This window comes from Phaeobacter porticola, assembly GCF_001888185.1.
GTDB classification, from domain to species: Bacteria; Pseudomonadota; Alphaproteobacteria; order Rhodobacterales; family Rhodobacteraceae; genus Phaeobacter; species Phaeobacter porticola.
This window is the reverse complement of sequence record NZ_CP016364.1, coordinates 1,142,774-1,164,246: the sequence shown is the minus strand read 5'-3', so window position 1 is coordinate 1,164,246 and position 21,473 is coordinate 1,142,774. Positions and strand designations below refer to the sequence as shown.

Genomic DNA, 21,473 nt, shown 5'->3' with positions numbered 1-21,473 from the left:
GACCGGTCTCGCCCAGGCCTTTGCTGGGTGCCTGTGACCCGTCCTTGTCTGAACGAGGCCCGCCATTTTCTCCTTTTGCTCTGATCCGGCCAGCCTGGAGGGTTTCCAGTGGCTGAGCTGCTATTTGACCACCGGCAAGCATTTCGCTTTCTATTCCTCCTTCGGGACGGTTCTGCTGCTGCTGGCCGTGACAGCCCCCGCTGCAATGGCCTTCGGCTTTGGTGGCGCAATGGCGGCGCGCGCGCATTTTGCACCGCTATCCTGGCTGGGTAAGGCCTATATCGCCGTGGTGCGCGGGGTGCCGGACATCGCGTTTTTCCTGTTCTTCGTCATCGCGCTGGACCAGGGCATTGAATATCTACGCCATCAGGTGAAATGCCCCGACTGGGACGCGCCCGTGCGTCAGGGCAATGACTTTGTTGTTTGTGACATTGCCAAAATGCCACTTGGCTCATCAGACCAGTGGATCCACGAGGTCTATGGTTTCACCCTTGCGGTTGTGACCTTTGCCATCGTCTTTGGCGCCTTTGCGGCCAACGTGCTGTTTGGCGCCATGCGGGCCGTGCCCCGCGCCCAGATTGAGACCGCCGAAGCCTATGGCATGACCCATCGCCAGGCGTTCTGGCGCATTCTGGTGCCGCAGATGTGGACCTACGCGCTGCCCGGCCTGTCGAACCTGTGGATGGTGCTGATCAAAGCCACGCCGCTGCTGTTCCTGCTCGGGGTTGAGGATATCGTCTACTGGGCGCGCGAGCTTGGCGGCTCCAAGACTGCCCGCTTCACCGATTACCCCCATGGCGACTGGCGGATGTGGTACTTCCTCGGCCTGCTGGTGTTCTACCTCGCCTTTACCAAACTCTCCGAGGTGGTGCTGGAGCGCATCCGTACCCGGCTGTCCCATGGGCAGGCCACATTGGCAGGCGAAGCCCAAAGGAAAGCGTCATGAGCTGTTTCCAGACCCTTCAGGACTATGGCCTGCGCTCGCTTGGGCTTGGCGAACGCATGTTGCCCCGCAGTGATTTCACCCTCTGCGACCAGTTTGTGCTCATCGGCTCGGGCATGCTGTGGAACATCTACTTCGGCGCCATCGCCGTCGTCATCGGCTTTGTCATCGCCAATGGCGTGGCACTGGCCAAGAATTCCACCTCAACGCCGCTGCGCAAAGCGGCTGAATGGTTCATCTTCATATTCCGTGGCTCGCCGCTGTTCATCCAGTTCTTCTTTGCCTACTTCCTGTTCCTGCAGCTGAAGTCGGTCTCACCAATCTTCAATCTATTGTCGGCAGCCTGGATGGGCGCACTGATCGTGCTGATCCTCAACACCGCCGCCTATTCTGCTGAAATCTTCTACGGCGCGCTGCGGTCGATCCCCAAGGGCGATATCGAGGCCGCAGATGCCTATGGGCTGTCCGGCTGGACCCGCTTTCGCCGAATCATGTGGCCAACAATGATGCGACTGGCGTGGCCCTCCTACACGAACGAGGCAATCTTCCTGTTCCATGCAACCACGCTGGTGTTCTTCTCCGGTTTCCCGGCCTGGCAACAGCGCGGCGATGCGCTCTATTACGCCAGCTATTTCGCGGATAAGACGTTCAACCCCTTCGTGCCCTACCCGATCCTGGCCTTCTATTTCATCCTGCTGACACTGGTGGTGATTGGCATCTTCGGCATCATCAACACCCGGCTGAACGCCCACCTGCCCCAGGAAAAACGCCGCAAGATCCGTTATCGGCCAAACCTGATCCGCTGATCTTCCCCTGACAGATTTGATAAAAAGGCGCCCTCAGTGGCGCCTTTTCTTTTGCCCGAAACAAGCCTGCGACCTTTCACATCAAACTTTTGATCAAATTTTCTTTGCGTCTTGCGGATCCTGCTTTAGTAATGGGGAAATCAACCAAGGAGCCTCCGATGGATCTGTCTCATCTGCGCACTATCCGCATCGCCGCCTGTGACCTGAACGGGCAGATGCGCGGCAAGCGTATGCCCGTGGGGCTGGCAGACAAGCTGGCAGATGGCGCCGCACGGATGCCGATCTCCACTCTCAACGTCGATCTCTGGGGCCGCGATGTCGAAGATAACCCGCTGGTGTTTGAGACCGGCGACGCCGATGGCGTGATGCTGCCCACCGAACGTGGTGCCGTCCCGATGCCCTGGTTGGCCAACCCATCCGCGCTGGTCCCGATGGCGATGTACTGGGAAGACGGCCGCCCCTTTATGGGCGATCCGCGCCATGTGCTGGCCGATGTGCTGGCCCGCTACCAGCAGCGCGGCTGGCGGGTCGTCGCCGCCACCGAGATGGAGTTCAGCCTGCTTGATGACAGCGGCGCACAGCCCGCCCCGCCCATCGACCCGCTCACAGGCCGCGAGCTGGATCAGCAATCCGTCCTGTCTGTCGCGGAGCTGGATGCCTTTGATGCGTTTTTCACCGACCTCTACGACGGGTCAGACGCGATGGGCATCCCCGCCCAATCCGCCATCTCAGAGGCCGGTCTGGGCCAGTTTGAAATCAACCTCAACCATCAGGATGCCATGCGCGCCGCCGATGATGCTTGGCTGTTCAAGGCCTTGGTCAAAGGTCTGGCCCGCAAGCACGGTTTTGCCGCCACATTCATGGCCAAGCCCTATGCCGAAGAGGCCGGTAACGGCATGCATGTGCATTTCTCGGTAGAGGATGAGGACGGCAACAATGTCTTCAACGATGGCACCGAACGCGGCTCAGATCTGTTGATGAACGCGGTGGCCGGCTGCCTCACCGCGATGCCCGCCAGCACGCTGATCCTGGCCCCACATGGCAATTCCTACGACCGGCTGGTGCCCGGCGCCCATGCCCCGGTCAGCGCAGCCTGGGCCTATGAAAACCGCACCGCCGCGATCCGTATCCCCGGCGGCAGCCCCAAGGCGCGCCGCATCGAACACCGGGTCGCAGGCGGCGATATCAACCCCTATCTGATGCTCGCAGTCGTCTTGGGCGCAGCCCTTGTCGGGATTGAGGATGGCGCTACGCCGCCTGCCCCGTCCGAGGGCAACATCTATGAGATTGACGGGTTGCCACAGCTGGCCCCCGACTGGAAAGCCGCGATCGACCTCTTCGACAGCGATCCCCTGATCGCCCGCATTCTCCCGGATCGCGTGATCCGCAATCTGGTGATGATGAAACGCCAAGAGCAGGCAGGCTTCGCCGAGCGCCCGGCGGAGAGTCATTGGCTGTCCTGGCTGGAGGCGGTATGACACCAGCCTGTCAAACCCCACAACGCCCCGCATCAAGCGCTTGCCTGAGCTGCGGACCTCGGCTAGGCTTAATTTGATCAAATTTGGTGACCCATGAAAATCGGCATTCTGCAAACCGGCCACGCGCCCGAAAACCTGATCGACAACTCGGGCAACTATGACCAGATGTTCCGCAGCCTGCTGGCCGACGGCGGTTTTGACTTTGACACCTACGCGGTGGTCGACAATGTCTTCCCCAGCGGTGCCGACGCAGCAGACGGCTGGCTGATCACCGGCTCCAAACACGGCGCCTATGAAGATCACGGCTGGATCCCGCCGCTAGAGCATCTGATCCGCGAGATCCACGCCCGCAAGCAGCCGCTGGTCGGTATCTGCTTTGGCCACCAGATCATTGCTCAGGCTCTTGGCGGCAAGGTTGAGAAATTCACCGGCGGCTGGGCCGTCGGCCCGGTCACCTATCAAATGGATGGCAAACCGTTGCGGCTCAATGCGTGGCATCAGGATCAGGTCACTGCTCTGCCCGAGGGCGCGCGGGTGCTGGCCGGCAATGACCACTGCAAGAACGGCATCCTGGCCTATGGCGACCACATCTGGACACTGCAACCGCACCCGGAATTCGCCAGCAGCTTTGTCGGTGGCCTGATCGACAGCCGCGGACGCGGCGTGGTGCCGGATGCGATCCTGGATGCCGCCAGCACAGAATTACACCACCCGGTCCAATCGGGTGAAATCGCAACCTTCCTCAATGCCTTCTTTCAGAAAGAGAGGACCTAATGTCAGCCTGGCTCGACACGCTTCCCGATGCAGCAAAAACCTATCTGGAGGGCCGTCGTCTCGACGAGGTTGAATGCATCATCTCGGACCTGCCGGGCATCGCCCGGGGTAAGGCGGTGCCAGCGTCCAAATTTGCCAAGCAGGATTATTTCCACCTGCCCGACAGCATTTTCTACCAGACCATCACCGGCGACTGGGCCGAGGCAGCGGATGACGATGGCTGGATCGAAAAGGACATGATCCTGAAACCGGACATGTCCACCGCCACCGCCGCCCCCTGGACCGGCGACTGGACCCTGCAAGTGATCCACGACGCCTATGACCGCGACCACAAACCGATCCCCTTCAGCCCGCGCAACGTGCTGAAACGGGTGGTGCAGCTGTACCATGACAAAGGTTGGCAACCGGTTGTGGCACCTGAAATGGAATTCTTCCTTGTCGCGCGCAACATTGACCCGGCGCGTGAAATTGAACCGATGATGGGGCGATCAGGCCGTCCTGCAGCGGCCCGTCAGGCCTACTCCATGACCGCCGTGGATGAATTTGGCCCGGTGATCGATGATATTTACGACTTTGCCGAAGCCCAAGGCTTTGAGATCGACGGCATCACCCAGGAAGGCGGCGCCGGTCAGCTGGAGATCAACCTACGCCACGGCGATCCGGTGAAACTGGCCGATGAGGTATTTTACTTCAAACGGCTGATCCGCGAGGCTGCGCTGCGGCACGACTGCTTTGCCACTTTCATGGCCAAACCCATCGCCGATGAACCCGGATCGGCCATGCACATTCACCATTCGATCCTTGATATTGAAAGCGGCGAGAACATCTTCTCCGGTCCGCAAGGTGGCGAAACGGATGCGTTTTATCACTTTATCGGCGGGTTGCAGAACCATCTGCCCGCCGGTCTGGCGGTGATGGCGCCTTACGTGAATTCCTATCGCCGCTACGTGAAGGAACAGGCCGCCCCGATCAATCTGGAGTGGGCGCGCGACAACCGCACCACCGGCATCCGGGTGCCCCTCTCCGGCCCCGAAGCGCGGCGCGTGGAAAACCGCATCGCCGGCATGGACTGCAATCCCTACCTTGGGATCGCATTGTCGCTGGCCTGTGGTTATCTCGGTCTCACCCGCGAGGAACGCCCCCGTAAGCAGTTCAAGGGAGACGCCTACGCCGGTGACGGCGATATTCCACAGGTGATGGGACAGGCGCTGGACCTTTTTGAAGAAGCCAGCGCGCTGCATGAGGTGCTGGGGCCTGAGTTTGCCCGCGTTTATTCCATCGTGAAACGCGCCGAATATGACGAGTTCCTGCAGGTGATCTCCCCCTGGGAGCGTGAGCATCTGCTGCTGAACGTCTAACACTACCAGCGCTGGCATCTGCGGCGACGTCAGCGCTGGTGAGTATTTATGGAAAGATGACAGGCAGTTGCGCTTGGCCTCAAAAGGCGGCGCCTGCCGGTGACTGAGGTGTGTGATGGCATTGAACTTGCTCTATTCCAATGACCAGAAGGGGACCTACCCCAACAGCTGGTATGCGGCCACCGCCACACCGCTTGCGCCCTTTGCCCCCTTGCAGGGCGAGGCCCGCGCCGATGTCTGCATCGTTGGCGGCGGCTACACCGGCCTCTCCGCCGCATTGCATCTGGCAAAGGCCGGGCGGTCAGTCATACTGCTGGAGGCCAACCGTGTCGGCTTTGGCGCCTCGGGCCGCAACGGCGGTCAGCTGGGCAGCGGTCAGCGCATGGAACAAGACGGGCTGGAAAGCCTGATGGGCGATGCTGACGCCGCCAAACTCTGGTCTCTGGCTGAGGAAGCCAAGGATCTGGTGAAATCCCTGATCACCCGCCACGACATCGACTGTCATCTGAAACCCGGCATCGCCCATGCCTGTTTTTCCAAAAGTGACGTCAGCCACGAGCACCGCTATGTCGAACATCTGCAAACCCGCTATGGCTATGGCGACATAACCGCGCTGGACAAGGCTGCATTGCAGGCCATCTGCCCCTCGCCCGCCTATGTCGGCGGCTCGCTCGATATGGGGGCGGGCCATCTGCATCCACTGGCCTATGCGCTCGGCCTGGCCCGTGCCGCCGCAGCTGCCGGGGTGCAGATCTGCGAGGGCAGCGAGGTTCTGGACATCGAAGACGGCGCGCAGATCCGCCTGCGCACCGCCGAAGGGCAGGTCACCGCCGATCATCTGATCCTGGCCTGCAACGGCTATCTCGGCGGCCTCAACCGGCAGGTGGCCGCGCGGGTGATGCCAATCAACAATTTCATCGCCGCGACCGAACCGCTTGGCGCCGACGCCGCACAGGTATTGGCCCGTGATGTGGCCGTGGCCGATAGCAAATTTGTGGTGAATTACTTCCGGCTCAGCCATGACGGGCGGCTGTTGTTTGGCGGCGGCGAAAGCTATGGCTACCGCTTCCCCAGCGATATCGCCGCCACCGTGCGCAAGCCAATGACGGAGATTTTCCCGCATCTGCGGGATGTAAAAATCGACTACGCCTGGGGCGGTACATTGGCCATCACCCTGAAACGGATGCCATATCTGGCCCGGCTTGCCCCCAATATCCTCAGCGCCTCGGGCTATTCCGGCCATGGCGTCGGCACCGCCACCCATGCCGGACAGCTGATGGCGCTGGCCGTTGCGGGCGACGGAGACGGGTTCGACACAATGGCGCGCGTGCCCGCCCCTGCCTTCCCCGGCGGCACGGCCATGCGCAGCCCGCTTCTGGCGCTAGCGATGACCTGGTATGCGCTGCGCGACAGGCTGGGCATCTAAGATCCCGCGACGCGCGCTTCAAAACGGCGCGCCGACGCTGCCCGGACAGGTGCAAAGCAACAGTTTCGTGAAATTATCCGCCAAAACCCGCCGCCCCTGCCGGGGGTGCTTGGCATTTGCCCGTAGACCTTTTATATTTTTGAAAAGGTAACTTCAGGATTTTGAAATATGAGCCAGACATCCCCGTCGCAGGTCCCGAATGTCCATCAGGCAGAACCCATCCCGGAGGCCGCGCGCACAGCGCTTGAGGCGTTGATGCACTCTGGCGATCTGTTTCGCTACACCGCGCCACAGGATGCACCGGTCGCCCTGCTAGAGGAAGAATTCGCCCAGCTCCTTGGCAGCAAATACGCGCTGGCGGTGTCGTCTTGTTCGGCCGCTCTGTTCCTGTCGCTGAAGGCGCTGGATCTGCCCCGTGATGCCCGTGTGCTGATCCCCGGCTTTACCTTCGCCGCTGTCCCCTCCTCTATCTTGCATGCCGACTGCGTGCCGGTGCTCTGCGAGGTGGGCGCGAACTACCGCATCGACATGGCCGATTTTGAGACCAAGCTAGACGATGTGCAGGCGGTGATCATCAGCCATATGCGCGGCCATACCTCTGATATGGATGCGATCATGGCGCTCTGTCAGGCGCGGGACATTCCGGTGATTGAGGATGCCGCCCATTCGCTTGGCACCACTTGGCATGGCCGCAATATCGGCACGCTGGGCGCTATCGGCTGTTTCTCTTTCCAGTCCTACAAGATGATCAACGCTGGCGAAGGCGGTATTCTGGTCACCAATGATGCCGATCTGGTGGCCCGCGCCGTGATCATGTCCGGCGCCTACGAACACAATTGGAAGAAGCATAAATCCGCCCCCGGCGACAACACCGGCGATCTGGAGCAGGCCTTTGCCAAATGGCAGAACCAACTGCCGCTTTATAATCTGCGGATGAGCAACCTCTCCGCTGTGGTGATCCGTCCGCAACTGCCGGAACTGGCACGCCGGGTCCGCGATGGGCTGAAGAACCACGATTATGTGGCTGATCAGCTCAACCGCTCGCCGCATATCGACGTGCCCGCGCCACTGGCACCGGAGCAGCGCGCCCCGGATTCAATCCAGTTCAATCTGGTTGATATGAGCCATGATGAGATCACCCGCTTTGCTGCCGCAACCGAGGCACGGGGCGTCAAGGTGCAGATCTTCGGCCGCTCAGCAGACAATGCCCGCGCTTTCTGGAACTGGCAGTTCCTCCGCGATATCCCAGAGCTGCCGCAGACCCGCGCCATGCTGATGCAGGCCTGCGATGTCCGCCTGCCTGTGCGCCTCACACGCGACGAACTCGATGTGATCGCGGGCATTCTGCTCTCTGCGATGGACGACGCCATGGGCGCAGCCGCCGCCTGATCCTGCTGTACAGGCCAGACCCACCAATAAGGCGCGTCCATATCCGGCGCGCCTTTTTCAGTGTGCGGGTAGGAGGAAACCGGCGAATTCCCGACCGCAACCCGCGCCACCGCTGGACATTACCCGCCCCCCTTGCGAGGGTCGGCGCGACGACCAGAAGGACAGCCCCATGAGCGCGCGCAAGATCATCATCGACACCGACCCCGGACAGGACGACGCTGTCGCCATTCTGCTGGCGCTTGCCAGCCCGCAAGAGATTGATCTGCTTGGCATAACCTGTGTTGCCGGCAATGTGCCTCTGGCCCTGACCCAGACCAACGCCCGCCGCGTCTGCGAGGTGGCAGGCCGCCCGGATGTCGCGGTGCACGCCGGCTGTGACGCCCCGCTGCAACGGCCCCTGATCACCGCCGAACATGTGCATGGCAAAACCGGTCTTGACGGACCGGAGCTGTGGGATCCGACCATGCCGCTGGCTGCAACACATGGCGTCGATTTCATCATCGACAGCCTGCGCCGCGAAGCATCCGGTACCGTCACGCTCTGCCCACTGGGGCCGCTCACCAATATCACCGCCGCCTTTCAGAAGGCCCCTGATATCGTGGACCGCGTGCAGGAAATCGTGTTGATGGGTGGCGCCTATTTCGAGGTCGGCAACATCACCCCGGCTGCAGAATTCAACATCTATGTCGACCCGGAGGCCGCCGCCGCAGTGCTGACCTCAGGCGTGCCGGTCACCATGATGCCGCTGGATGTCACCCATAAGGCGCTCGCCACCCGCGCACGCGTCGAAAAGATCCGTGCCCTCGATACCAAAGTGGCGCGTTTCACCGCCGAGATGCTTGATTTCTTTGAACGCTTTGACGTGGAGAAATACGGCTCCGAAGGCGGCCCGCTGCATGACCCTTGCGTTATTGCCTATCTGATCCGGCCAGAGCTGTTCTCGGGCCGCACGATCAATGTGGTGGTGGAAACCACGTCCGAGCTGACATTGGGCATGACCGTGGCCGATTGGTGGGGGGTCACCGACCGCCCGGCCAATGCGCAGTTTATGGGCGATCTGGATGCAGACGGATTCTTCGACCTGATCACCACCCGATTGGCGCGGCTATGAGCCTGATCGTTGCCCCAGATCCCACCTGGCCGGCACAGGCCAAGGCCGAAGCAGACCGCTGGACAGACAGTGACGTATACGGCCTGATTGAGGTGCATCATATCGGATCAACCGCAGTTCCCGGCCTGCCCGCCAAACCCATCATTGATCTGATACCTGTCTTTGAGAGCGAGGCCGCTATGGATACCGCCCGCCTGACCATTGAGGCGCTTGGGTTCGAATGGCTGGGTGAATTTGGCCTGCCCGGACGGCGCTATTGCCGCGCCGATGATGCGGAAACCGGAAAACGCCGGGTGCAGGCCCATTGTTATGTAAAAGGGTCTGACGAGATCACGCGCCATATTGCCTTTCGTGACGCCCTGCGGGCCAACGCCGCACTGCGGGCAGGCTACGCAGCGATCAAGGGCAAATGCGCCGCGCTGCATCCCGGTGACATGCACGGATATGGTGACTGCAAATCAGACTGGGTGCAAAAGGTCGAAGCTCACGCGATCAACGCGCTGGCAACAAAGGAAACCTCATGAGCGCCGCATTGCACCTCGCCCGCACCGAAGATCTGGACCGTGTTCTGGATCTGGTCGCCGCCTTTCATCAGGAAACTGGCATCGCCTCGGATGACAGTTTGCGCCGCGCGGCCATCGAACCGCTGCTTGAGGGATTGCCCTATGGCGCGGTCTATCTGATTGGCCCCAGCCGCGCCCCCGTGGGCTACATCGTTGTCACCTTCAGCTGGTCGGTGGAATTTGGCGGCATGGACGGCTTTGTGGATGAGCTGTTCATTCGTCCCCCGGTGCGCCGTCGCGGTATTGCTACCGAGGTGTTGTTTGCCCTGCCCCGCACCCTGGCTGAGGCCGGTATCAAGGCACTGCATCTTGAGGTCGACAAAAACGATGACACCGCGCGCGGCCTTTATACCCGTGCCCGGTTTGAACCCCGCGAGCGCTACATGCTGATGAGTCGTAAGCTCTGATCGCGGCGCAGCGGCGCATGTTCCTTTGCCCCGCGCCCTACGGTATTCCCGGTAGGTACCTGCCCCCCCTGACATGGCGCGGGCCGGTTTTGTCACGCGGTCTTGCCTCGCCCACATCGACCTTGCGGACCTCCAGCGACAAACTTTATTGCGCCTTGTGGGAACCAAATTCCACGCCAGGCGTTCTTCATCCAACAGGTTCAGGTTTGAACACGCCGTGGGACGCGTGGGAGCGCGCCGCCCTGTGGACGGGGCATCGAGTTACGGCCGCAAGGTAGCGCAAAACGAAGACAGTGGCAGAAGCCGCCCAAAATCGCCATCCACCGGGGTGGCTGCCAAGGCAAAGCCGATGGTATTGGGTCCGCGCCCCCGGATTAGGGCGACGCGGGCCAAACGCGGGGGTCAGGGGTGATCCCGCACAAGACCGGTCCGGCGTTTGCCACAGGGGTGGTGAAACCGGGTGTGGGAACGCCGGACCGACCTAAGATCAAAACGCATTTGCAGAGACATCTGCAAAAAAGACGATCAAAAGAGAAGGAAATCTATTATGAAGTCTCATATTCTCGCCGGTCTGAGCGCCGCGACACTGGCCCTGTCAGCCTGTAGCGATCTGACGCCTGAACAACGGACAGTGGCCGGGGTGGCCGGTGGTGCCGCCGCAGGTCTGATCGCAGCAGATGCGCTCAAGGCAGATGACGACTGGCGCCTGATTGCCGCCCTTGGCGGCGCTGCGGCAGGTACCGTGGTGGCCCAGAACAATCAGTCGCGCAAATGCGCCTATTCCCGCGGCGATGGCACCTACTACACTGCCGCCTGCCCTTAAGTATCGCGCGCCCTGACATCGGGCAGCGGAGCCTATCACATAGAAAAGACCCTGAGGCGCCCCCCGGTCCTCAGGGTCTTTTGCCCTTCGCCAGCGGCGGCGGATCCGCCGCGTTCCCTCGCCGCCAGCTCCCCCCCGGCCTGCACGGCACCCGTCAGGACTGCATGGTGTGGTTCAGAAACCGCCACCGCTGATCGGGCTTTGGCTCAAAGCTGCGCGTAGGACAGGATCACCAGCATCAACACTCTGGCCGCTCAGCGGGTAGTGCCCCGGCCCCGCACAGCCCGCCAATAGCGCCACCGCCACAACAAGCCCGATGGCCAGCCAATTGCCTGCCCCTGCGGTCACGATTGCCGGCTCAACGTGGATCTTCGGATGTGGTTTCCCTCGCATGGTTTTCCCCTTCCTCAGCCAGCGCCACCCCCGCAGCGCCTGACACAAACAGTGCCACAGGCACGCTCACAGGTCTGTGAACAAGACTACAGAAGACCAACATCCATGGGCAGAGCACGGCAGGCGCAGACAAAGAGGGCAAATTGCAGCCCTGCAAATTGGGGGCCACATAAGGCCAAGGTGCCGGAGCCCGTCGCCCGCGCTGATCAGCCCAGCCGACGCATCAGTTGCAGATCGCAGGCCGTCGCATAGCCCATTGCCCGTTTGATCCCCGGCAGCAAGGCCGCGCCATTCATCGCATAGCTCAGCTCGATCAATCCGGCCTCGCCATAGGCGGCACGCACCAGCTCCCGCGCTTCGGGATCATCGCTGCGGGTGCCAACAACCGCCCCGGCCAGACGTACAACCGCCGCCAGATCCGGCTCTAGCGCATCACCTCTCAGAATGGATTTGACCAAGTCAGGGGACAGGCCAGCCGCCGTGGCCAGGTTGATCTCCGCCTCGACACAAGTGCCGCAATCGGCGGTCAATGCCCCGGTAAGCCGCGCCGCGTGATAAGCCGCAGCAGGCACATGTCGGTTCGGGTCCAGAAATCCAAACACCCGGTTGTATCGTGCCAATAGCCCCAGATCGGTATCGGCAATGGCGTGAGAATAATCCAGTGACACGCCAATCCGGCGCTCAGCCCGACGAATAAAGAAATGCGCAATCTTCTTAAGCATGGTCAAACACCACAAAACAAACATCAAATAGAAAAAGGCCGGAGCAACACGCCCCGGCCTCTTGGCTTATTTCAGGATCGAGCGGCCCGCATATTCGGCCACTTCGCCCAGCATTTCCTCAATCCGGATCAACTGGTTGTATTTCGCGAGCCGGTCTGACCGCGCCAAAGACCCGGTCTTGATCTGTCCACAGTTGGTGGCGACTGCCAGGTCGGCAATCGTGGCGTCCTCAGTCTCGCCCGAGCGGTGCGACATCACATTGGTGTAGCGCGCACGATGTGCCATATCGACGGCCTTCAGTGTCTCGGTCAGGGTGCCGATCTGGTTCACTTTCACCAGCATGGAGTTGGCACAGCCACGCTCGATACCTGTTGCCAGACGCGCGGGGTTGGTCACGAACAGATCGTCACCGACCAGCTGTACCTTGTCGCCCAGCTCGTCGGTCAGCGCTTTCCAGCCATCCCAGTCGTCCTCGCCCATGCCATCTTCAATAGAGATGATCGGGTAGTCCTTCACCAATGCTGCCAGATAGGCAACGTTTTCGGCAGAGCTCAACGTCTTGCCTTCACCAGACAGCACATATTTGCCGTCCTTGTAGTATTCGGTCGCCGCGCAATCGAGCGCCAGATAGATTTCCTCGCCCGGCTTGTAGCCGGCCTTTTCAATCGACTTCAGCACAAAATCCAGCGCTTCACGGGTGGAGGCGATATTGGGGGCAAAGCCGCCCTCATCGCCGATCCCGGTCGAAAGACCCGCCGCCGACAGCTCTTTTTTCAAGGTATGAAACACTTCGGAGCCCATGCGCACCGCATCGCGAATATTCTCCGCGGCCACCGGCATGATCATGAATTCCTGAATATCGATCGGGTTGTCGGCATGTTCACCGCCGTTGATGATGTTCATCATCGGCACCGGCAGCATCCGCGCCGAGGTGCCACCGATATATCGATACAGCGGTTGGGTGGTGAAATCAGCTGCTGCCTTGGCCACAGCCATAGAGACACCCAGAATAGCGTTTGCCCCCAAACGGCCCTTGTTCTCGGTGCCGTCCAGCTCAATCATCGCCATATCCACGGCGACCTGCTCACAGGCGTCAAAGCCGACCAGCTCTTCTGCGATCTCACCGTTGACGGCAGCAACTGCCTCCAGCACGCCTTTGCCCAGATAGCGGGATTTGTCGCCGTCACGCTTTTCCACCGCCTCATAGGCCCCGGTCGACGCCCCCGATGGCACCGCCGCGCGGCCCATTGTGCCGTCTTCCAGCATGACATCAACTTCGACGGTCGGGTTGCCCCGGCTGTCCAGAATTTCACGGGCGTGGATATCGATAATTGTGCTCATCACTCAGGTCCCTGATATTGGCAAATGGTTGCGGCAAATCTTGCCAGCGTCATACCATTCGCACGCCAAAAGTAAACCACGGGCGTTATCGCTAACGTGACTTATTTTACGGGGTTAGGGCTAACATCAACCTGTTTGCGCAACCAATTGCCGCCGCCTTAGTCGGGGTCGCTCAGGCTGTTGCCGCCATCTGTAGCCGCGCCGCGCGCCGGGCCAGACGCCGTTCGCGCACAAAGGTATAGAGCCCCGAGCCGATGATCAGCGCAGAGCCTGCAAGTGTCATCACATCCGGCGCCTCAGCAAAGATCACCATGCCAATCAGCGTCGAAAACACCAGTCGGGAATACCGAAACGGGGTGATCACAGCGGCATCACCAATCCGGGTGGCGGTGACAATCCCGTAGTAACCCAACACACCAAAGATAACGCCACCCAGCATCATCCCCCATTGCATCCCCTGCAGGGCCACCGGATCCCCCGGCAACAGCAGCAGCATCACCACCCCCGCAGGGATGACGGCTCCAAAGGCCTGCGAGCTGACCACAGCTGATGGCACAGCGCTGTCCATCACCCGCGTCATCAGATCACGCGCGGCAACCGCAACAACCGAAATCAGCACCAAGAGCACACCCGGTTCAAACCCCGCAAATCCGGGCCGCACGATCATCAGCACCCCGGCAAAACCGACGAGGATCGCGCTCCAGCGCCGCCAGCCCACGTCCTCGCCCAGAAACAACGCCGCCCCAACCGTGACCGCCAGCGGCATCGCCTGAAACACCGCCGCCACGGTCGAGATATCCACCACCGCCAGCGCCGAGGCAAAACTGACCGCCGCCAGCGCCTCGGTCGAGGCGCGCAGGACAAGTGGCCAGCGCCAGTTGCGCGGTGCAAAAATGCGGTGCCCCTGCAATTTGGCCCAGATCACAAAGACGGTCCCGCTGCCAAGGCCCAGCATGATCAGGATCTGCCCCACCGGTACCGACGCCGCCAGCTGCTTGATGAACATATCTTCCAGTGAAAACCCCGCCATGGCGAGGATCACCAGCAAAATTCCTGTGATGTTGTTCATCTGCGCTGTTCCGTTCTGAAAATCGTCCTGCAGGTCACCCTGTCAGTGACCAATCCGGGCAACAAACAGCAGCCAGCGACGCCGGACAACTCCGTTTGCGACCTACCACCATGATTTGCTGTGGCCCGCCCCATCACATCCCGTGATGCAAGACGGGCGCAGCGCCAAGGCGTGCCCGCCGCAGATCGCCTGAACAAAATGACAGCAGTCAGTCGCGCTTGCGCGGCACGCCATATAACTCCAGCTTATGCCCGCGCAGCTCATAGCCCAGCTTTTCGGCGATCTTTTCCTGCAAGGCCTCGATCTCGGGATCGCAGAACTCAATCACCGCACCGGTATTCATATCAATCAGATGGTCGTGATGATCCCGGTCGGCGTCCTCATAACGCGCCCGCCCGTCGCCGAACTCCAACCGGTCCAGAATACCCGCTTCATCAAACAGCTTTACCGTGCGGTAGACCGTCGCCAGCGAAATCGCCCCGTCCAGCGCGCTGGCACGGGCATACAGCTCTTCAACATCGGGATGGTCGGCACTTTCTTGTAGCACGCGGGCAATCACCCGTCGCTGACCTGTCATCCGCAGACCCTTCGCTTCGCAGCGTGCGATAATCGTCTCGCTCATGGCCGTCCCTTTTCCAGCATGGCTCCCCTGTTTAAACAAAGACGCACGGGTCGCAAACCGGGTTTTAACACTCTTTGGTACAGAATATGCAGCAATTGACCATTGACTTTGGCAGCCAGCGGGGCCATCTGCCCTGTCAGGCATCCCTCCCTGCCGCGTGAGCAGAGGACGTCGGGCCGCGCCAGATAGATAGCGCAGGCCGTAAAACCGACCCTAAGGATATGCCACCGTTCCCAATATCACGCGTGGGGCAATCGCAGAGACCAGCGGTCAGACATGATGTCTGCCCCGCCCGAGGTCCTGCCCCAACGACAGACCGCCCCCTGTGGCGGCACCGGCCGGGACCATTTGGTTCGGCTGTGAAAGGACGAGACGTGACTGAATTTTCGACAATGGGGCTGCCCGAGCAGCTTCTGAAGCGCATTGCAGACCTTGGTTATACCGACCCGACGCCCATCCAGGCGCACGCTATTCCGCATGCACTGAACGGCAAAGACGTGCTGGGTCTGGCGCAAACCGGCACCGGCAAAACCGCCGCCTTTGGCATTCCGCTGATCGCACAAATGATGCAATACGGCCAGAAACCCGCTCCTAAGACCGTCCGTGGTCTGGTACTGGCCCCAACCCGCGAGCTGGCCAACCAGATCGCCGCAAACCTTAAGGCGCTGACCGAAGGCACCCCGATGAAAACCGGCCTTGTGGTTGGTGGTGTGTCGATCAACCCGCAGATCGCCCGTATTGCCAAAGGCACCGATATCCTGATTGCCACGCCGGGACGTCTTTTGGACATCCTCGACCGACGCGCCCTGGATCTTAGCTCCTGCGACTTCCTTGTTCTGGACGAGGCCGACCAGATGCTGGACCTCGGTTTTATCCACGCCCTGCGCAAAATCGCATCCCTGCTGCCCGAACAGCGCCAGACCATGCTGTTTTCGGCGACCATGCCCAAGCAGATGAACGAGATTGCCAATTCCTATCTGCAAAGCCCCATCCGGATTGAGGTGAACCCTCCCGGCAAGGCGGCCGACAAGATCACTCAATCGGTGCATTTCATCGCCAAGGCCGAAAAGCTGTCGATGCTGAAAGAGCAGCTGCGCGCGATCGACGGCGAACGCACATTGGTCTTTGGCCGCACCAAACATGGCATGGAAAAGCTGATGAAGACCCTGTCCGCCGCAGGGTTCTCCGCCGCAGCGATCCACGGCAACAAAAGCCAGGGCCAGCGCGAGCGCGCTTTGGCACAGTTTAAATCCGGTCAGGTCACCATCCTTGTCGCCACCGATGTGGCGGCCCGTGGTCTTGATATCCCGGATGTGAAATACGTCTATAACTACGAACTGCCCAATGTGCCGGACGCCTATGTGCACCGCATCGGCCGGACCGCACGCGCGGGCAAGGACGGTCAGGCCGTGGCCTTCTGTTCCCCGGACGAGATGGGCGAACTGAAAGCCATTCAGAAAACCATGGGCATCACCATCCCGACCGCTTCCGGGCGTCCGTGGGAAGTGCTGCCCGATCCCAAGGCCCCCGCCGGTCGTCGCGGTGGCGGCGGTGGCGGCAAGCCCGGCGGCAGCGGCAAACCCGGTGGTCATCGTCGGCGTCGCAGCGGCGGCGGCGGTGGCGGCCAAGGTGGTGCGCGCAGCGGTGGTCAGGGTGCTGGTCAGGGCGGCGGTCAGGGCAAACCCGGCGGTCAGCGCCGCCGCGCCCAGTAACCCCGGCCTAAATAATCCCTGCCGGGTGGTCCCGGCATCCCCTGCGGGGGACATCTAAACACTCAAAAAGCCGGTGGCGCGTTCTGCGCCACCGGCTTTTCTCTCTTTAAGGCAGCGCGCTACGGCCCAGGTAACATAGTGACGCCCCAACGCGGTTCTCAGATCCGCCAATCTTGTCTTGCCATGCCCCCGCCCATTGAGAGTCCTCTCCGACGCTATGGCCCGCTGGTCACTGCAAGCGCCAATACCGCGCCCGTTCGTTTGCCGCACTGAGACTGCGCAAATCGTTGATTTCGCAGCTTGACTCCGCTCTCACCCCCGCCTCTTGTGGCGCGATGAGTGAAAAGCGCACAATGGACGGCATCGGGGCCGCAATGCTGATCGGCTTCAGCGGGCTGATGGGCTTCAATCAGGTGGTAATCAAGGTCTCCAACGGCGGGTTCGGCCCGGTGTTTCAGGCAGGCCTACGCTCTCTCATTGGGCTGGCGGTGCTGCTTGCATGGCTCGCCTTTCACGGCGAGTTGAAACGCGCCAGCCCTCCAGCGCCTGCCCAGACGCCAACACATTGGACCCGCTCCGTCCATCTCTGGGGGCTGGTGTCAGGCCTGTTGTTCACAGCCGAATTTGTCTGTCTTTATATCGCGTTGGACCTATCATCAGTGTCGCGCGTCACCATTATCTTCAACTCCATGCCGGTCTGGCTGGCGCTGGCGGGCCATCTGCTCCTGCCCGGAGAGCGGCTTAACTCAATGCGCATGTTGGGGCTTGTGCTGGCCATGGGCGGCGTGGTGCTGGCTGTTCTGCACCGGGGCAGCGGCGATGCCTCACTGCTCGGTGATGTTCTGGCGCTTGCGGCCACGCTGGCCTGGGCCGGGATCGCCCTGTGCGCGCGCCTGTCGCCACTGGCACATGTCCCGCCCATCCGCCAGCTGACCTATCAGCTGGCCACCTCGGCGCTGGTCCTGCTGGCGATCTCGCCGCTGTTCGGTCCGCTCCTGCGCGCCCCCACCGCGCTGCATATCTCCGGCGTGGTGTTTCAGGCCGTGGCCATTGCCAGCCTCGGCTATCTCCTGTGGCTCTGGCTGATCAGCATCTATCGCGCCAATGCGGTCGCCTCCTTCAGCTTTCTGTCGCCAGTGATCGCCGCCATTCTGGGCTGGCTCCTGCTGGATGAGGTGATCTACCCGCAGGTCTGGGCCGCACTGGCACTGGTCGCCGTCGGCATCGTGCTGATCAATCGCAAGTAACCACGCAGCATCAGGTGCCGCAGAAGGTCGCCTTCACCACCTCGCTCGCCGCCGGAGTTCGGCGCAGATCCTCGGCCCCGTCCTGCACAACATACGGATCCGACAGCACCGTATTCAGCCGCTCAAACGGGGCGAAATCCCCCGCCACAGCAGAGGCGATCATCGCTTCAATCCGGTGATTGCGCGGGATATAAACCGGGTTTGCCGCTGCCATCACCGCCATCGGGTCTGCCTCTTGCGCCAATCGCGCGCGCCAGCCGGTCGCCCAGCTGTCAAAGCTCTCAGGCTCCTGAAACTGATCATGAACCTTGCCGGTGTCCGGCTCAACAGCATCCCCCAAAGCCCGGAAGGTATTAGTGAAATCCGCCTGCTCCTCTGCCATACGGGTCAGCAAATCGGTAATCAGCGCCATATCGTCAGGCCTTGCGTCAGCAAGACCGATCTTGGTCCCGAACCGCCGCAACCAGGCGGCCTCGGTCAGGGCGGGCATTCCATGCACAATCTCCGTCGCTTCTTCCACCATGGCCTGCGGATCCTCCGCCTGCTGGATCAGCGCCGTTGCCAGCTGCGCCAGGTTCCACACCGCGATATCGGGCTGATTGGAATAGGCATAACGCCCCATCCGGTCGATAGAACTGAACACCGTGCTGGGATGATACACATCCATGAAGGCGCAAGGCCCGTAATCAATCGTCTCACCGGATATCGACGAATTATCGGTGTTCATCACCCCATGGATGAACCCCACCGACATCCAGGCCGCAATCAGCTCCGCCTGACGATCCCGCACCGCCCGCAACAGCCCCATCGGGCCGTCCGCGCCAGGATAGTGGCGCTGAATGGCATACTGTGTGAGCTGACGCAGCGCCGCCTGCTCGCCACGCGCGGCAAAGATCTGGAACGTCCCAACCCGCAAATGGCTGGAGGCCACCCGCGTCAACACAGCGCCGGGCAAACCGCCCTCTTCACGCCAGACCGTCTCGCCGGTGGTAACCGCTGCCAGCGCGCGGGTGGTTGGGATGCCAAGCGCGTGCATTGCCTCGCTCACCACATATTCCCGCAGGACCGGCCCCAGCCAGGCCCGCCCGTCACCGCCCCGCGAATAGGGCGTGCGCCCAGATCCCTTCAACTGGATATCGCGCCGCGCCCCCTCCGGGCCAACAGCTTCGCCCAGCAGGATCGCGCGCCCATCCCCCAGCTGGGGATTGTAATTGCCAAACTGATGCCCCGCATAAAGCTGCGCCAGCGGATCAGACCCATCGGGAACTCGGTTGCCGGCAAAGACCTCCGCCAGCTCAGCCGTCCCGCCTGCGGTGATACCCAGCTCTGCCCCAAGCGCGGCGTTATAGGCAATCAGCTCCGGCGCCTTCACCGGCACAGGGGACTGTTTCGTGTAGAACACCGGCGGCAGCGCGGCATATGTATTGTCAAAGGGAATGTGCAATGTCATGGCCCAAACATATGCGGCAAATGTCAAATTGCCAGAGCCAAACGTTCCCTGTGCCAACAGACCAAACGGAGCCGAGACATGACCGCCGATGAGATTATCGCCAAGCTGAACCTCCAGCCCCATCCCGAAGGCGGTTACTATCGCCAGACATGGATTGCTGGTAATGCCGACAGCCACAATGGCCGCGCCACCGGCACTTGCATCTATTTCCTGCTGAAGGCGGGCGAAAGCAGCCATTGGCACAGGGTCGATGCCACCGAAATCTGGCTCTACCACGCTGGCGCGCCGCTGGTGCTGTCACTCTCCGCCACTGACGATGGTCCGGCGCAGGATCACCTCCTGTCCCCCGACCTGGCCGAGGGCGAACCCCAGTTGATCGTTCCCGAAGGCCACTGGCAGGCTGCCCGCACCACCGGAGATTATACGCTGGTCAGCTGTACCGTCTCGCCCGGGTTCCAGTTTGACGGCTTTGAACTGGCCGCGCCGGGCTTTGACATCCCGCGCGGCTAACGCCCAATTTCTACGCAAAAATTTACCAAGAAACTTCCAAGTTTCCTGGCTGCCAGACCTCAGTCTTCGCCCCCCGGCACGCTCACCACGCCGCCGCCGACACAGGCGCGGACCCCAGTGGTACCGGGACAGGAGGTCGGCAGCCCCCGTGCCACCCGCACCGCCAGATGGGCAAAGGCCTGCGCCTCCAGCATGTCGCCGTCCAACCCGACACTCTCAATCGGGGCAACCGGGCAATCCAGCGACACCCGCAACATCTCCATCAGGACCGGATTATGCCGCCCGCCACCGGTCACCAGCACCACCTCTGGTGGCTCCGGGCAATGTTCCATCCCCTGCGCCACCGCCGCTGCACACATGGCGGTCAGGGTCGCTGTTGCATCGCGGTCAGTCAGCTCGGACACCAGCGTGATCATCTCGGCAAAATCATTGCGGTCCAAAGACTTCGGTGGCATCCGGGCAAAATACGACTCCGCCAGAAACAGCTCCAGCGCGCCGGTTTCCACCACGCCGCCCCGGGCAATCGCACCGCCTTCGTCCATCATCTGACCACAGCGCGCCTGCACCAGATCATTGATCGGCGCATTGGCAGGACCGGTATCAAATGCAAGCAGCGCGCCGGGATCCTCTGCCGCCTCAAGCCTCGGATCAACATAAGTGAGGTTTCCGACCCCTCCGAGGTTCAGAAAACACAGGGGCTTGTCACGTTTCAGGTATTTCGCGCAGGCGAAGTGAAAGAACGGTGCCAGTGGCGCGCCCTCGCCGCCCAACCGCACATCATCGCTGCGGAAATCCCAGACCACCGGTGTGTTGAACTCAGCTGCCAGCGCTGCCCCATCGCCGACCTGCAGGGTGCCCTGCACGCGCGGCGCATGAGCCAGTGTCTGACCGTGAAACCCGATAACATCAACCGCCCGCCGATCCGCCCCTGCCTCTGCATCCTCAGCCAGAACCTGCGCCAGCAGATCCGCATGGGCGCGGGTGACAATCTCACCTGCGGCCTCCACCTGCGGCCCCTGCCAGTGCCCCAACGCGGCGGCCAGCTGCGCGCGCTCCACCGGTTCATAGGCGCGGTAGGCGCTGGCCCCGAAGCCGTGGATCGCCACGCCGTCTGTCTCGACAATGGCCGCATCCACCCCGTCCAGCGAGGTGCCGCTCATGGTGCCAAGGGCGCGCAAGACGCCGGTTTTGGGGATCGCGGAGGACCGCGCCGAAGGATTGGATCTGGTCATGCTGATAAGGCCTGCTGAGATATTGGGCGCATCGCGCCGATTTGGCCCCAAGGATACAGCAGCGAATTTATTCAGCAAAGCCGTTCACACTGCTTTC

21 protein-coding genes are annotated in these 21,473 nt (G+C 61.6%); 14 read left to right on the top strand and 7 right to left on the bottom strand.

What is annotated here, in order from left to right:
• Nucleotides 1-64: 64 nt before the first annotated feature.
• From PhaeoP97_RS05700 to PhaeoP97_RS05650, 11 genes are all read left to right on the top strand, one after another.
• Nucleotides 65-946, top strand: a complete 882-nt coding sequence (locus PhaeoP97_RS05700; protein WP_072504255.1) for an ABC transporter permease — start codon at nt 65-67, stop codon at nt 944-946.
• Complete coding sequence (locus PhaeoP97_RS05695; protein ID WP_072504254.1) at nt 943-1,749, top strand: ABC transporter permease; 807 nt, start codon at nt 943-945, stop codon at nt 1,747-1,749. Before PhaeoP97_RS05700 ends, PhaeoP97_RS05695 begins: the two co-directional genes overlap by 4 nt.
• 158 nt (nt 1,750-1,907) lie before the next feature.
• Complete coding sequence (locus PhaeoP97_RS05690; protein WP_072504253.1) at nt 1,908-3,227, top strand: glutamine synthetase family protein; 1,320 nt, start codon at nt 1,908-1,910, stop codon at nt 3,225-3,227.
• A gap of 93 nt (nt 3,228-3,320) precedes the next feature.
• Nucleotides 3,321-4,001 (top strand): type 1 glutamine amidotransferase, encoded by a 681-nt coding sequence (locus PhaeoP97_RS05685; RefSeq protein ID WP_072504252.1) that lies wholly within the window; start codon nt 3,321-3,323, stop codon nt 3,999-4,001.
• Nucleotides 4,001-5,359 (top strand): glutamine synthetase family protein, encoded by a 1,359-nt coding sequence (locus PhaeoP97_RS05680; protein WP_072504251.1) that lies wholly within the window; start codon nt 4,001-4,003, stop codon nt 5,357-5,359. The genes PhaeoP97_RS05685 and PhaeoP97_RS05680 overlap by 1 nt, the downstream gene beginning before the upstream one ends.
• Before the next feature lie 115 nt (nt 5,360-5,474).
• Nucleotides 5,475-6,785, top strand: a complete 1,311-nt coding sequence (locus PhaeoP97_RS05675; RefSeq protein ID WP_083570332.1) for an NAD(P)/FAD-dependent oxidoreductase — start codon at nt 5,475-5,477, stop codon at nt 6,783-6,785.
• Between the two features lie 168 nt (nt 6,786-6,953).
• Complete coding sequence (locus PhaeoP97_RS05670) at nt 6,954-8,174, top strand: DegT/DnrJ/EryC1/StrS family aminotransferase (protein WP_072504250.1); 1,221 nt, start codon at nt 6,954-6,956, stop codon at nt 8,172-8,174.
• 169 nt (nt 8,175-8,343) lie between these two features.
• Complete coding sequence (locus PhaeoP97_RS05665) at nt 8,344-9,285, top strand: nucleoside hydrolase (protein WP_072504249.1); 942 nt, start codon at nt 8,344-8,346, stop codon at nt 9,283-9,285.
• The gene (locus PhaeoP97_RS05660; RefSeq protein ID WP_072504248.1) at nt 9,282-9,809 is read left to right on the top strand and encodes a GrpB family protein; all 528 of its coding nucleotides are present in this window, start codon (nt 9,282-9,284) and stop codon (nt 9,807-9,809) included. The genes PhaeoP97_RS05665 and PhaeoP97_RS05660 overlap by 4 nt, the downstream gene beginning before the upstream one ends.
• A complete protein-coding gene (locus tag PhaeoP97_RS05655; protein WP_072504247.1) occupies nt 9,806-10,255 on the top strand; it encodes a GNAT family N-acetyltransferase in 450 nt (149 codons plus the stop codon). Before PhaeoP97_RS05660 ends, PhaeoP97_RS05655 begins: the two co-directional genes overlap by 4 nt.
• 547 nt (nt 10,256-10,802) lie before the next feature.
• Complete coding sequence (locus PhaeoP97_RS05650; protein ID WP_072504246.1) at nt 10,803-11,078, top strand: glycine zipper 2TM domain-containing protein; 276 nt, start codon at nt 10,803-10,805, stop codon at nt 11,076-11,078.
• 174 nt (nt 11,079-11,252) lie between these two features.
• Here the strand turns inward: PhaeoP97_RS05650 and PhaeoP97_RS05645 are convergent, their stop codons facing one another.
• The 5 genes from PhaeoP97_RS05645 to PhaeoP97_RS05625 all read right to left on the bottom strand — a co-directional run bounded on the left by PhaeoP97_RS05645 (nt 11,253) and on the right by PhaeoP97_RS05625 (nt 15,225).
• Nucleotides 11,253-11,471: a hypothetical protein gene (locus PhaeoP97_RS05645; protein ID WP_072504245.1), complete on the bottom strand. Its 219-nt coding sequence runs from the start codon at nt 11,469-11,471 to the stop codon at nt 11,253-11,255.
• A 206-nt stretch (nt 11,472-11,677) separates the two neighbouring features.
• Entirely contained in the window at nt 11,678-12,193 is a 516-nt protein-coding gene (locus PhaeoP97_RS05640) for a carboxymuconolactone decarboxylase family protein (RefSeq protein WP_072506321.1), read from the bottom strand.
• A 66-nt stretch (nt 12,194-12,259) separates the two neighbouring features.
• Entirely contained in the window at nt 12,260-13,534 is a 1,275-nt protein-coding gene (gene eno / locus PhaeoP97_RS05635; RefSeq protein ID WP_014879670.1) for a phosphopyruvate hydratase, read from the bottom strand.
• Nucleotides 13,535-13,706: 172 nt separating this feature from the next.
• On the bottom strand, nt 13,707-14,603 hold the full coding sequence (locus PhaeoP97_RS05630; protein ID WP_072504244.1) for a DMT family transporter: 897 nt from the start codon (nt 14,601-14,603) through the stop codon (nt 13,707-13,709).
• Nucleotides 14,604-14,811: 208 nt separating this feature from the next.
• Nucleotides 14,812-15,225 carry a Fur family transcriptional regulator gene (locus PhaeoP97_RS05625; RefSeq protein ID WP_072504243.1) on the bottom strand — a complete coding sequence of 138 codons (414 nt, stop codon included), beginning with the start codon at nt 15,223-15,225 and terminating at the stop codon, nt 14,812-14,814.
• Nucleotides 15,226-15,599: 374 nt separating this feature from the next.
• On the opposite strand from PhaeoP97_RS05625, the gene PhaeoP97_RS05620 reads away from it, so the two are divergent.
• Both PhaeoP97_RS05620 and PhaeoP97_RS05615 read left to right on the top strand, forming a co-directional pair.
• A complete protein-coding gene (locus PhaeoP97_RS05620; RefSeq protein WP_072504242.1) occupies nt 15,600-16,937 on the top strand; it encodes a DEAD/DEAH box helicase in 1,338 nt (445 codons plus the stop codon).
• A 353-nt stretch (nt 16,938-17,290) separates the two neighbouring features.
• Nucleotides 17,291-18,184, top strand: a complete 894-nt coding sequence (locus PhaeoP97_RS05615; RefSeq protein ID WP_192849682.1) for a DMT family transporter — start codon at nt 17,291-17,293, stop codon at nt 18,182-18,184.
• A gap of 10 nt (nt 18,185-18,194) precedes the next feature.
• Here PhaeoP97_RS05615 and PhaeoP97_RS05610 read toward each other — a convergent pair whose 3' ends face one another.
• A complete protein-coding gene (locus tag PhaeoP97_RS05610; protein ID WP_072504240.1) occupies nt 18,195-19,634 on the bottom strand; it encodes a protein adenylyltransferase SelO in 1,440 nt (479 codons plus the stop codon).
• Nucleotides 19,635-19,712: 78 nt separating this feature from the next.
• Here PhaeoP97_RS05610 and PhaeoP97_RS05605 point away from each other — a divergent pair, with 78 nt between their 5' ends.
• Nucleotides 19,713-20,144, top strand: a complete 432-nt coding sequence (locus PhaeoP97_RS05605) for a cupin domain-containing protein (RefSeq protein WP_072504239.1) — start codon at nt 19,713-19,715, stop codon at nt 20,142-20,144.
• A gap of 59 nt (nt 20,145-20,203) precedes the next feature.
• On the opposite strand, the gene PhaeoP97_RS05600 is transcribed toward PhaeoP97_RS05605, so the two are convergent.
• Nucleotides 20,204-21,376 (bottom strand): anhydro-N-acetylmuramic acid kinase, encoded by a 1,173-nt coding sequence (locus tag PhaeoP97_RS05600; RefSeq protein WP_072506320.1) that lies wholly within the window; start codon nt 21,374-21,376, stop codon nt 20,204-20,206.
• Between the last annotated feature and the right edge of the window lie 97 nt (nt 21,377-21,473).